The following is an 11,346-nucleotide window of genomic DNA, read 5'->3' as shown; positions in this document are numbered from 1 at the left end:
AGTTTTTTATTCATTTTCAAAAATAGGGGTTAAAGCCTTATACTATAAGGCTTTAACCCACTTTATAGCAACTATTTTGTCTATTACACCAATTAAGTGCGGTTGAAAAATAAAAAATTTTGACCGCACTTTATATTTTTCGAATGATAAAAAAGAAAACCCGATATCCAAATATAGATATCGGGGGAGGTCTTAAATATTAAGAATTTGAAAAGACATCTGCAAAATGCAGTGCACTAGCATTATCTAAGACCGAGCTTTTGCTGAATAGTTCATAAAAATTAATAAATTTTTAAGATTTGTATGATTACTGATTTAACTTGTTCCAATAAGCTGTAATTTGTTCGCGAATACCGTTTTCGTCTAATTTTAAATCAGCCAAAATTTCTTGCTGTGTGCCTTGCGGAATAAAGAAATCCGGTAAACCTAATTGTAATAGCGGTACTTGAACACATTCTGCATTTAAAGTTTCAGCTACCAAACTGCCAGCCCCGCCTTGAATCGCGTTCTCTTCCAGCGTGACTAACAATTTATGCGTTTGAGCCAAGGCTAATACACGTGCTTTATCAAGTGGTTTCACAAAACGCATATCTACTACTGTGGCGTTTAAATCTCTCGCCACTTTTACCGCACTTGGCAACAAAGTACCAAAGTTCAGAATCGCGATAGTTTCACCTTGACAAACTAACTTAGATTGTCCCAATGGAATTGCTTCCAGCGGCGTTAATTCCATACCAATCGCATTACCGCGAGGATAACGTACCGCCGCGGGTTTATTTGATTGATAACCAGTATAGAGTAGTTGACGACATTCATTTCCATCACTTGGTGTCATAACGATTAAATTCGGAATGCAGCGTAAGAAACTAATATCAAATGCACCTTGATGAGTTTGTCCGTCCGCACCGACAACTCCGGCACGATCAATCGCGAATAATACCGGTAAATCCTGAATGGCTACATCATGGATCACTTGATCATAAGCCCGTTGCAGGAAAGTGGAATAAATCGCTACCACCGGTTTATAACCACCGATTGCCAAGCCGGAGGCAAGTGTTACCGCATGCTGTTCAGCAATGGCTACATCAAAATATTGTTGAGGAAAACGTGTAGAAAATTCTACCATACCGGAACCTTCCCGCATGGCCGGTGTGATTCCTACTAATTTTTCATCTCTTTCAGCCATTTCACACAGCCAGTCTCCAAAAATCTTGGAATAAGAGGGTAATTCTGCACAAGATTTTGGCAATTCACCGCTGAGCGGATCAAATTTAGGTACGCCATGGAACCCGATAGGGTCGTTTTCCGCCGGTGCATACCCTTTACCTTTTTTGGTTTTTATATGTAAAAATTGCGGTCCTTTGAGTTCTCGCATATTACTCAACGTATTGATTAATTCATCAATATTATGACCGTCAATAGGTCCGATATAATTAAACCCTAATTCTTCGAACAGCGTACTGTTCGGTGAAACTAAACCTTTAATATGTTCTTCGGTTTTTTTCATAAAATTTTTAATCGGTTTCACATTAGACAGAATTTTTTTACTGCCGTCACGCACAGTGGAATAAAATGAACCGGAAAAAATTCTGGCAAGATGATTGTTTAATGCCCCTACATTTTCGGAAATAGACATTTCATTATCATTTAAAATCACAAGCATATCAGTATGTACCGCACCGGCATGATTCATCGCTTCAAATGCCATACCTGCGGTGATTGCACCGTCGCCAATTACACAGACCGTTTTACGTCCGGCATTTTCTTTTTCTGCCGCAATAGCAATTCCTAATCCTGCACTAATAGAAGTGGAAGAGTGTCCGACACTTAATACATCAAATTCACTTTCCTCACGCCATGGGAACGGGTGTAAACCGTCTTTTTGACGAATCGTCGGCATTTGCTCACGGCGACCGGTTAAAATTTTATGCGGATAGGCTTGATGCCCGACATCCCAAATTAGCTGATCGAACGGTGTTTTGAATACATAATGCAATGCAACGGTTAATTCCACTGCACCTAATCCAGAGGCTAAATGGCCGCTACTTTGACTTACTGAGTCTAACAGGTAACCGCGTAATTCTTCGCATACTTGCGTTAATTGATCTTTATTTAACAACCGTAAATCATCCGGTGAATTGATCAGGGAGAGTAAAGGGTATTTGTTTTGCATAGTCTTATGATCTAATGTAAGTGATCTAATTTTTTCTTTCGATAATAAATTTAGCCAACGCTTTTAATGCCGTTGTATCAAAAGGAATATTATTTAATGCATCCAATGCTTCGTCATATAATTGTTTTGCTTTATCTTTTGCACCATCTAAGCCAAGTAATTTGGGGTAAGTGCTTTTATCTGCATTTAAATCGGCACCGACTGTTTTACCGATAATCGCACTGTCACCTTCAATATCTAAAATATCATCCTTTACTTGGAATGCTAACCCGATGGCTTTAGCGTAACGTTCCAATTGTAATTCTAATAACTGTTCCGCAAAATATGGCGAGCAGATAAAGCCTAATTTTAATGCACAAATTAATAATGCACCGGTTTTATTTCGATGAATAGTTTCCAATTCCGTCAACGAAATTTGTTTATGCTCAGAAATCAAATCCAGACTTTGTCCTAAACACATTCCTTGAATACCCGATGCCACAGCCAACTCTTTCACCAAACGCAATTTTTGTTCTGTAGAAAGTGCGGTGGATTTTGTCAACATTTCAAAGCCGAAAGCTTGTAACGCATCACCGGCTAAAATTGCCGTCGCTTCATCAAATGCAATATGACAAGTAGGTTGACCGCGGCGTAATGCATCATTGTCCATTGCCGGTAAATCATCGTGAATAAGCGAGTAGGCGTGAATAGCTTCGATACCGGCTGCGGCATAATCTAAGGCATTCAAATCGGCACCCAGCATTTTTCCGGTGGCATAAACCAAAAACGGACGTATACGTTTACCACCCAATAACAAGCCATATTTCATAGCTTCCGCAAGAAGTGACGGTGTACTGTCAATCGCATTAAATTGGAGCGTTAAAAAATTATTAATGCGTTGTTGTATTTGCTGTAAATCTTGAGAGAATTGGTACATATACATTTATTCCGGAATATAATCCGTTAATTCGGCTGTTTCACTTTTTTGCAATAAAATTTGAATGCGTTGCTCTGCCTGAGTTAAACGTTCTTGTCCCATCTTAGCGAGAGTAATGCCGCTTTCAAATTCTTTTAACGCTTCTTCCAACGGTAAATCACCGCTTTCCAAACGAGTGACAATATTATCAAGCCGCATTAATGTTGTTTCAAAATCCGCTTCCGATTCTTTAGGTTTACGAGCCATATTAATTCCGTAGTGTATTCATTAAAATGATTTATTGTACTTGATCTTAGCCGCATTGTGGGGGATTTTTTATGAAATTTTGTAAAAATCAACTGCACTTTTATTCTTCAGGTTGACAAACGGCGGCAATAAAAAAGTGCAGTTAAAACTACACTTCCTATAATTTACAAAATCATTTATGCCAAGCTGGCTACCATCACGGCTTTAATGGTATGCATACGATTTTCCGCTTGTTCAAAAGCAATGTTATATGGTGACTCAAACACATCTTCCGTTACTTCAATACCATTGGCCAATTGCGGATATTTCGCTGCGATTTCTTGACCGACTTTCGTTTCACTGTTATGAAATGCCGGTAAGCAATGCATGAATTTTACTTGTGAGTTGCCGGTACGAGCCATTAATTCCGTCGTTACTTGGTATGGCATGAGAAGTTCAATGCGTTCTGCCCAGCTTTCAATCGGTTCTCCCATAGAAACCCATACATCGGTATGCACAAAGTCCACTCCTTTTACGGCGGTATCAATATCTTCCGTCACTGTAATTCTGGCGCCGCTCTGCACGGCAAATTGCTGACACATTGCCACTAATTCATCTTCCGGTAATAAGGATTTCGGAGCGCAAATTCGTACATCCATGCCTAATTTAGCACCGATTAATAATAACGAATTTGCCATATTATTGCGAGAATCGCCAATATAAACATAGCTGATCTGGTTCAACGGTTTATCGCTGTTTTCGATCATCGTTAATACATCCGCCAGCATTTGTGTCGGATGAAATTCATCCGTTAAGCCGTTAAATACCGGCACACCGGCATATTCTGCCAATTCATTGACAATTTTTTGGCTGAAACCGCGATATTCAATGGCATCATACATTCGCCCCAAAACGCGAGCCGTATCTTTCATGCTCTCTTTATGACCAATTTGTGATGAATTCGGATCGATATAAGTGACATTAGCACCTTGATCATAAGCGGCGACTTCAAAAGCACAACGGGTGCGTGTAGACGTTTTTTCAAAGATTAAGGCGATATTTTTTCCTTTCAATTTTTGTTGTTCTGTTCCGGAATATTTTGCCCGTTTTAAATCACGGGAAAGGTCGAGTAAATATTTAATTTCACGCTCGGTATGATTCACCAGACTTAAAAGATGTCTGTTTTTAAGATTAAATGCCATGTTGCAACTCCTGTCGCTTTAATTGTAAAAAAGAGATTCAATATTAAATTTCAAGAGGAAATGTTACAATTAATCCCCTATGAAATCCAGTTAAAAAATGAGAATTTATCATGCCAGATCAAGCATTATTAAATCTAACCCATGAGCAACAACAAGCTGCGGTGGAAAAAATCCAGCAATTAATGCGGCAAGGTATTGGGAGTGGTGAAGCGATTGCAATAGTGGCGAAAGAGTTAAGAGAAGAAAGAATAAACAGCTCAATAAACAAAGCCTCATCTGAAAATAACAAATGAGGCTTAACTTATATAGGAATCCGGGAAAATTATTTAATTACACCACAGGCCATACGTGCACCGCCGCCGCCAAGCGGAGCAGGGTGATCCGAATGATTTTCACCACCCGCATGAATCATTAGTGAATGTCCTTGTAATTCACTTAATGATTTTAAACGCGGTGCAAGTACAGGATAAGTCGCATTACCTTCAGCATCGGCATAAAGTGCGGATAAATCGCCTAAATGAGCATCATCTTGCCAAGGAAAACCGTGTTTTTTAGTATCTTTCGGATCCCAATGTCCCCCGGCTCCTAAGCCTGCAGTTAATTTACCATCTTTCTCTTTTGCTTCACAGCTCGGATTCATATGAACATGAAATCCGTGCAAACCGGTAGTTAAACCATGAAGATTCGGTGTAAAGACTAAACCGTACGCAGATTCGGTAATAGTAATTTGGCCGATAGCTTTATCACCTTTAACCGGGTCAAGTAAGGACACTTCAACCTGTAAACTGTCGCTTGACGGTTGATTCGCCAATGCCGTATTTGTGATTGCCGATACGCCGGCGGCGATAAGCGTTAATGCCAATAATGTTTTTTTCATAGCAATTTCCTCATAGAAAATGGTGGACTAACAATTAGTTAACAAAGTTAATCATAGAGAATTTACCGAGAATGTCAATCGCTAAAAAATACAAACAAAAAGCCGATCATTTGATCGGCTTTTAAGGAAGTTAACCTATTATAAACACAATAATTAATTGCTATTAGCTAGTTTTGCTAATTCACCATCCACGAAATACAAGGATTTACCATCTTCACCTAAAAGATTTAATTTATCCAAAATACCGCTGAATAATTTTTCTTCTTCATGTTGTTCTGCAACATACCATTGCAGGAAGTTAAAGGCAGAGTAGTCTTTTTCTTCAAAAGTTTTACCCACTAATTCATTAATTTTAGATGTAATGAATTTTTCATGCTCATATGTTTTTTCCAACACTTCTTTTAATGAAGCGAAGTCGTGTGCAGGTGCTTCAATAGCAGTAATAATGGCTAATGCACCGGTTTCATTCAAATAAGTAAACAATTTACGCATATGTTGCATTTCTTCTGCAGCATGTGCCGATAAGAAACTTGCTGCACCCGGATAACCTTTTTGTTCACACCAGGCACTCATTTGTAAGTAAAGGTTTGATGAATAAAATTCTAAATTCATCTGATCATTTAATAATTTGATTACATTAGCTGATAACATATTCTTTCTCCTTAAATTCTACAATAATTACAATGTTGCTAAATCGCGGTCGATAAAGTAGAGTGAACGACCGTCTTCACCTAATATATTGAATTTATCAATAATACTATTGAATAGCTTTTCTTCTTCGTGCTGTTCTGCAACGTACCATTGTAGGAAGTTGAAAGTCGAGTAGTCTTTATCTGCCCAAGTTGCTTCCACTAATTCGTTAATTTTCGCTGTAACATGTTTTTCATGTGACAACGTAATTTCAAACACTTCTTTTAATGAAGCATAATCATTTTTCGGTGCTTCGATTTTACCTAACATCGGCATGCCACTGGTTTCACTGACATAAGTAAATAATTTTTGCATATGTTCCATTTCTTCATCTGCGTGACGTAATAAAAATGCCGCAGCACCTTCATAACCACGTTGAGAACACCATGCACTCATTTGTAGATAAATATTGGATGAATAGAACTCAAGATTGATTTGTTCATTCAATTTTGTAGTAATTGCTTGGCTTAACATACTTTCCTCCATTTGTATTTATGTTACAAGACGCTCAAAAGCAGAGCAGAACTTCAATTCAGTTATTATTGTAGAATCATAAAGTGTATATTGCAACAAAAAATTCACATAACCCTATAATTTTTAAAGAAATTTTAACAATAATTATTCCTATTTAAGAAACGGAAAGATTATCAGAACGTTTCAATTTTATACAAAGTGGCTTATTTCAAATATATGAGAAAAGTACTGATTTTATTTCTCAGATTTCGCGTAGCGTTATCAAAAAATACCCAATAATTAAATAAAAAATCATTAAATTTTATTTTGCAAATAAAAATGAAAAAGACCGCACTTAATAAAAACCTATCATCATTAATAAATCAATAAACGAGATTACTTACCCAAAATCAGAATAAAAATAAATAAGAAAACAAATAGGATTAAAGATGAGAAAATAGAACAGTCTTTAAAAGTGACTTTTTATAACTTTAATTTAACATAATATACATTATGCGAAATTAGTTACAAAGTTGGTGATTACTACGATATAATAAAATCACAAAATTATCCACAGATCTCAAATATCTATAAAACTAGATAACACGCACTACGTTAGTACCTTATTACACGGTTTTAGATTAAGTTATGCATGGGAATTTTTATTATGTAAAGATTGTGTCAAGGAATAAAAATAAAAAATGATAGGCAAAAAAAAACCGTATCTTAGTTTTAAGATACGGTTTTTTGATAACGCTATGTGAAATCTGAGATTATTTTATGATTATTTATCGTAATAATTTTTCTCCATATTCATATACCTGTTTTAATAATGCTAAGTTTTCAGGATTATTATTATTTTCCTCCACCAGACGCTGTAAACTTTCTGCAAATTGTACCGCACTTTGGTCAAGTTTTTTCTGACGATAACGTCGCCACTGTTGTTGTTCAGTGCTGTTTAATGTGGTATAAAAATGTCTGGCACGGTAATGGAACAATAATTCCGGAATACGTTTATCATCAAAAGCTAAACCGTGATCTGTTAATTTTTCTGGCGGTAGATCCCGTAAAATCGCCATATTGTTCTTATCGGCATTACTGAAAAAGCCATTGTATAGTTCGGTTTCTACGTTGTCACTTTTCTCAAAAATTCGTTCATCCTTAAAGATTTCAATGACTTTCTCACGCACATCAATGGATTGACGTAATTTTTTTAGATTTTCCAAACATAGATTGCGATTAATCCTTAAACGGTCGGCAGTTTCTGACAACAAAGTTTTGGCAGGGGCGATAATCGGACATTTATTGATATGCACCAATTTCAGTGGAACCGGCAAGATGTTGTTAGCTTCCAATTCAGATTTTTTAGTATATAAATTTTGCTGTAATTCTACCGCACTTTTATTGAGTAAATCCGTGAGATCACCGGCTAAATCACATACAATTACCGCATTTTGATTGGTGGGATGCCACGCCAGCGGTGCGATCCAAGTGGTATTTCCACGATAATTACCCAACATTCCGGAAACGTGCACCAAAGGCGTCATTTCCGCCGTATCAATCATGGCTTCAATTTGTTTTTTACCACGGTTTTCAAAGAAAAATTGGAATAATTTTGGCTGTTTTTGTTTGATCAGCTTTGCCATTTCAATGGTTGCGTACACATCGGCCATTGCATCATGAGCGTTGCTATGTTCAATACCGTTAGCTTGCGTGAGTTTTTCCAAGCGGAACGATGGCATTCCATCATCATCGTAGGCCCAATTAATGCCTTTCGGACGTAAGGCATAACAAGCACGGGTTAAATCCAACAAATCCCAGCGGGAATTGCTGTTTTTCCAGCTATATTCATAAGGATCGATAAAATTGCGGTAAAAGGTATAACGAGTCATTTCATCGTCATAACGAATATTGTTAAAACCCATTACGCAGGTATTCGGCTGACTGAATTCCTGCAAAATCCGTTTGGCAAATTCCGGCTCGCTAATCCCCTGTTCATTACATACTTGCGGGGTAATGCCTGTGACTAACACCGCTTCCGGTGACGGCAAATAATCGTTGGTTTGTTTGCAGTAAATCATCACTGGTTCGCCGATAATGTTAAAATCCATATCGGTACGGATTCCGGCAAACTGTGCAGGTCGGTCAGAGGCAGGATTTACCCCAAAACTTTCATAGTCATAAATAAAAAAGGTCGGTTCAGCCATAAGAATCATCTAAAAGTTGAAATTATTTGCATTTTACGCTAAAAAGAAAGCCCTATCAAATAGATAGCGTTTTTTTGATTTTGTGACTATGTCACATTATATCAAGCAATTAATTTATCCAAATAGAATAAGCAAATCACCGCAGAAATGCCTAAGGCGATCCCTACTCCATTAATTTTGCTGATTTTTTCTTTAAAAATCAATGCTCCGGTGATTGTGCCTAAACAGATGACACCAACATCCATACCGGCAAAAATCAAGGTTGGATTTTCGCTGAAATGCTGGTGAGCTTTGATATAAAATAAAATATTAAAGAAATTCAATGTGCCTAAAATAATTCCACCGATTAAGCTCCGCCCCGTCCATACCGTACGCTTGATAAGTAAATACAAGAACATCAATACACCGGCCAATACGAAAGATATAAATAAAGTGGTTGGAAATGCACCGCCCGTCTTGGCAATCATTTTAAATAAAATGCCTATTGCACCGTACCCCAACCACACCAAAGTTAAAAACAGTACTGCTTTACCAGCATTTTCTACATTGCCAGTAGGTTTAGAAAGCAGACAGAATAACGCTAAAAAAGCCAACACTACGCCCACAATGCGGGTATTAGTCAAGGCTTCATGAAATAAGAATACCGCCGCGATAATTTGTAAAAATAAAGACAGCCGCTGTGCCGCATCGGAACGCACAATTCCTGCATATTCCACGGATTTCGACATAAAGATAAATACGGTCGGCAATAACACGCCCATTATCAAGAAAATCGGCTGCGATTCACTTTGCACAAAAAATTCCGTAAACCCCAAACCTTTAAAATCCGGTTTTAACAAAAAATAGCACCAGCTGATAGCCATAATATAGTTAAAAACGATAGCTTGCTCGATAATAATCCCTTTTTTGCGAGCAACTTTGAGTAATACAGCCACAGAAACGCTACACAAAATAGCTAAGATGAGATAATGCATTAATTTTCCTTTATAAAATTATTCTATGAAGTGGTCAACTATAAATACAAGTTAATTCGCTGAATATTATAATATACAATCTTTTTTGTCATCTTCTTTACAATCGCCCTATTCACTTGAATTCACCGATTTTTACTTAACCCTATGATGAATTTGTTATATCATATGCGGGTTAAAATTATTGATGAGAATACCGAATGGCACAGCAACAAAATATTCAATCGAGCAAAGAAAATAATCCGGTCGCACAACTTAATATTCCTCCGCACTCTATTGAAGCGGAACAGGCTGTATTAGGTGGTGTCATGTTGGATAATCAACAATGGGACAACGTCACAGAACATGTGATTGCCGATGATTTTTATAGCTATGCTCATCGCTTAATTTTCCAAGAAATGGAAAATCTCACCCGAAATCACAAACCGATTGATTTAATTACCATCGATCAAGCTTTAAAGAATAAAGATATCCTGCAAGAAGTCGGCGGGTTTGCTTATCTTGCCGAACTGTCCAAAAATACACCTAGTGCCGCAAATATTATTGCTTATGCTGATATTGTGCGTGAAAAAGCAGTATTAAGAGAACTTATCTCGGCAGGTAATCAAATTGCTCAAAATGCATATTCTACTAAAGGGCAAGATATTCATGCTATTTTAGATCAGGCTGAAAAAGCCGTTTTCGATATAGCGGAAAAGCGTACTAACGCTAATGAAGGTCCTAAAAATATAATCGGTATTTTAGAACAAACCTTAAATAAAATAGAAGAATTAGCTAATGCTAAAAATCATGACGGTGTAACCGGCGTGACAACCGGTTTTAAAGATTTAGATAAGAAAACTGCCGGTTTGCAACCTTCCGATTTAATTATTGTGGCCGCTCGTCCGTCTATGGGTAAAACCACATTTGCTATGAATCTTTGTGAAAATGCAGCTATGGCAAGTGATAAACCGGTATTAATTTTTAGCCTTGAGATGCCGGCAGAGCAAATTATGATGCGTATGTTGGCAAGTCTTTCTCGCGTCGATCAAACTAAAATTCGTACCGGACAAATTCATGATGATGAAGAATGGTCGCGTATTTCCAGTACTATGGCGATTTTAAGCGAAAAGCCGAATATGTATATTGACGATTCTGCCGGTTTAACGCCGACGGAATTGCGTTCCAGAGCTCGTCGCGTATATAAAGAAAATGACGGTTTAAGTATGATTATGGTCGATTATCTTCAATTAATGAAAGCACCGGGATTTGCCGATAATCGTACGTTGGAAATTGCAGAAATTTCCCGTTCCCTAAAAGCATTAGCAAAAGAATTGGAAGTCCCGGTTGTTGCGTTGTCACAATTAAATCGTAGCTTAGAACAACGAGCAGATAAGCGACCTGTGAACTCGGATTTGCGTGAATCGGGCTCTATTGAGCAAGATGCGGATTTAATTATGTTTATTTATCGTGATGAAGTATATAACGATAACTCTGATCTCAAAGGTATTGCGGAAATTATTATCGGTAAACAACGTAATGGTCCGATTGGACGAGTGCGTTTAACCTTTCAAGGACAATATTCCCGATTTGATAATTATGCCGGTGAAGCGTATAGTGATGAGTATTAAGGAATAAACACAGAAGGATGAA

General features: G+C 37.4%; 11 protein-coding genes. 2 read left to right on the top strand and 9 right to left on the bottom strand.

The window, feature by feature from the left end; all coding sequences use genetic code 11:
- Positions 1–307 precede the first annotated feature (307 nt).
- The 4 genes from dxs to EDC44_RS08895 form a co-directional block, all read right to left on the bottom strand.
- Positions 308–2,173, bottom strand: coding sequence for a 1-deoxy-D-xylulose-5-phosphate synthase (gene dxs / locus EDC44_RS08910; protein WP_131977627.1), 1,866 nt, complete (start codon positions 2,171–2,173; stop codon positions 308–310).
- 25 nt (positions 2,174–2,198) lie between these two features.
- Entirely contained in the window at positions 2,199–3,089 is an 891-nt protein-coding gene (ispA, locus tag EDC44_RS08905; protein WP_131977636.1) for a (2E,6E)-farnesyl diphosphate synthase, read from the bottom strand.
- A gap of 6 nt (positions 3,090–3,095) precedes the next feature.
- Positions 3,096–3,335, bottom strand: coding sequence for an exodeoxyribonuclease VII small subunit (xseB, locus tag EDC44_RS08900; RefSeq protein WP_131977624.1), 240 nt, complete (start codon positions 3,333–3,335; stop codon positions 3,096–3,098).
- A gap of 176 nt (positions 3,336–3,511) precedes the next feature.
- Positions 3,512–4,516, bottom strand: coding sequence for an ornithine carbamoyltransferase (locus EDC44_RS08895; RefSeq protein ID WP_131977621.1), 1,005 nt, complete (start codon positions 4,514–4,516; stop codon positions 3,512–3,514).
- 110 nt (positions 4,517–4,626) lie between these two features.
- Here EDC44_RS08895 and EDC44_RS08890 point away from each other — a divergent pair, with 110 nt between their 5' ends.
- Positions 4,627–4,809, top strand: coding sequence for a YoaH family protein (locus EDC44_RS08890; protein ID WP_131977619.1), 183 nt, complete (start codon positions 4,627–4,629; stop codon positions 4,807–4,809).
- A gap of 29 nt (positions 4,810–4,838) precedes the next feature.
- On the opposite strand, the gene sodC is transcribed toward EDC44_RS08890, so the two are convergent.
- The 5 genes from sodC to EDC44_RS08865 all read right to left on the bottom strand — a co-directional run bounded on the left by sodC (position 4,839) and on the right by EDC44_RS08865 (position 9,717).
- Positions 4,839–5,393 carry a superoxide dismutase family protein gene (gene sodC, locus EDC44_RS08885; RefSeq protein ID WP_131977616.1) on the bottom strand — a complete coding sequence of 185 codons (555 nt, stop codon included), beginning with the start codon at positions 5,391–5,393 and terminating at the stop codon, positions 4,839–4,841.
- Between the two features lie 153 nt (positions 5,394–5,546).
- Positions 5,547–6,044, bottom strand: a complete 498-nt coding sequence (ftnA, locus tag EDC44_RS08880) for a non-heme ferritin (protein ID WP_131977613.1) — start codon at positions 6,042–6,044, stop codon at positions 5,547–5,549.
- A 27-nt stretch (positions 6,045–6,071) separates the two neighbouring features.
- Entirely contained in the window at positions 6,072–6,557 is a 486-nt protein-coding gene (ftnA, locus tag EDC44_RS08875) for a non-heme ferritin (RefSeq protein ID WP_131977610.1), read from the bottom strand.
- Between the two features lie 767 nt (positions 6,558–7,324).
- Positions 7,325–8,743, bottom strand: a complete 1,419-nt coding sequence (gene sbcB, locus EDC44_RS08870; RefSeq protein ID WP_131977607.1) for an exodeoxyribonuclease I — start codon at positions 8,741–8,743, stop codon at positions 7,325–7,327.
- A gap of 101 nt (positions 8,744–8,844) precedes the next feature.
- Positions 8,845–9,717 carry an EamA/RhaT family transporter gene (locus EDC44_RS08865; protein WP_131977604.1) on the bottom strand — a complete coding sequence of 291 codons (873 nt, stop codon included), beginning with the start codon at positions 9,715–9,717 and terminating at the stop codon, positions 8,845–8,847.
- A gap of 197 nt (positions 9,718–9,914) precedes the next feature.
- Here EDC44_RS08865 and EDC44_RS08860 point away from each other — a divergent pair, with 197 nt between their 5' ends.
- Positions 9,915–11,324 carry a replicative DNA helicase gene (locus EDC44_RS08860; RefSeq protein WP_131977601.1) on the top strand — a complete coding sequence of 470 codons (1,410 nt, stop codon included), beginning with the start codon at positions 9,915–9,917 and terminating at the stop codon, positions 11,322–11,324.
- Positions 11,325–11,346: the final 22 nt, after the last annotated feature.

It is taken from the genome of Cricetibacter osteomyelitidis, from assembly GCF_004340985.1.
Classification (GTDB): domain Bacteria; phylum Pseudomonadota; class Gammaproteobacteria; order Enterobacterales; family Pasteurellaceae; genus Cricetibacter; species Cricetibacter osteomyelitidis.
This window is presented reverse-complemented; position numbering and strand designations above follow the sequence as displayed.

Coding starts and splice junctions, on each gene's coding strand:
- sbcB (WP_131977607.1), bottom strand. CDS start 8,743: ATGGCTGAACCGACCTTTTTTATTTATGACTATGAAAGTTTTGGGGTA.
- EDC44_RS08865 (WP_131977604.1), bottom strand. CDS start 9,717: ATGCATTATCTCATCTTAGCTATTTTGTGTAGCGTTTCTGTGGCTGTA.
- EDC44_RS08860 (WP_131977601.1), top strand. CDS start 9,915: ATGGCACAGCAACAAAATATTCAATCGAGCAAAGAAAATAATCCGGTC.
- EDC44_RS08895 (WP_131977621.1), bottom strand. CDS start 4,516: ATGGCATTTAATCTTAAAAACAGACATCTTTTAAGTCTGGTGAATCAT.
- ftnA (WP_131977610.1), bottom strand. CDS start 6,557: ATGTTAAGCCAAGCAATTACTACAAAATTGAATGAACAAATCAATCTT.
- sodC (WP_131977616.1), bottom strand. CDS start 5,393: ATGAAAAAAACATTATTGGCATTAACGCTTATCGCCGCCGGCGTATCG.
- EDC44_RS08890 (WP_131977619.1), top strand. CDS start 4,627: ATGCCAGATCAAGCATTATTAAATCTAACCCATGAGCAACAACAAGCT.
- ispA (WP_131977636.1), bottom strand. CDS start 3,089: ATGTACCAATTCTCTCAAGATTTACAGCAAATACAACAACGCATTAAT.
- dxs (WP_131977627.1), bottom strand. CDS start 2,173: ATGCAAAACAAATACCCTTTACTCTCCCTGATCAATTCACCGGATGAT.
- xseB (WP_131977624.1), bottom strand. CDS start 3,335: ATGGCTCGTAAACCTAAAGAATCGGAAGCGGATTTTGAAACAACATTA.
- ftnA (WP_131977613.1), bottom strand. CDS start 6,044: ATGTTATCAGCTAATGTAATCAAATTATTAAATGATCAGATGAATTTA.